The organism is Shimia sediminis (assembly GCF_003990645.1).
Classification (GTDB): domain Bacteria; phylum Pseudomonadota; class Alphaproteobacteria; order Rhodobacterales; family Rhodobacteraceae; genus Shimia; species Shimia sediminis.
Window position 1 is genome coordinate 1 of record NZ_RYZK01000108.1, and the last position, 545, is coordinate 545.

The following is a 545-nucleotide window of genomic DNA, read 5'->3' on the forward strand; positions in this document are numbered from 1 at the left end:
TATAAGAAAGCGTCGAGGTATTCGGGATTGTTCCTCAACCAAGCAGCATGGAAATAGAGCCCCAAAGGAGCCCTGTTTTCTTCGTAATGCCTGTCGAAATTGTGATTCAAAAAGTTGTAGAATTGATCCCCTGTGATGATGTTGGAGCAAGAGTCCACCATTGCACAACCAGGGAGATATTCGTCGTTGGTCGGATCTTCTCTACGATCTAATTCATTGAGTACCATTTCCCATACTGCATGGCTTCTTGTTGGACAACTTTGTAAGTTTCCGTGACAACGGTGGGGCATGCGGAAGTACATGGTGTAAGGCCATAGGGGTGGGTTGTTCAATGGAGCTGTGATTGTCGAGTCGTAAAGGAACGCTTGTTCTTCCATCATGGTGAACTGGTTATTGCCACCTACTCTTAAATAAGGTGCACGAACACCGACAACACTGTTATCGGTTATGTTGGCGAATTTTTCGACGATTATTCTCATTCCTGCCATTTCTTTGGCCCAGTCGTCCAACGTTGCGTTGCTCCAGAATTGTTCGTCGTCATTATG

The 545-nt window shown here is 45.5% G+C and carries 1 protein-coding gene; it reads right to left on the minus strand.

Annotation, left to right across the window (positions count from 1 at the left end; translation table 11 throughout):
- The coding region (locus EK369_RS23030) for a polysaccharide deacetylase family protein (RefSeq protein ID WP_164727096.1) at positions 1–545 on the minus strand (545 nt) is incomplete at both ends.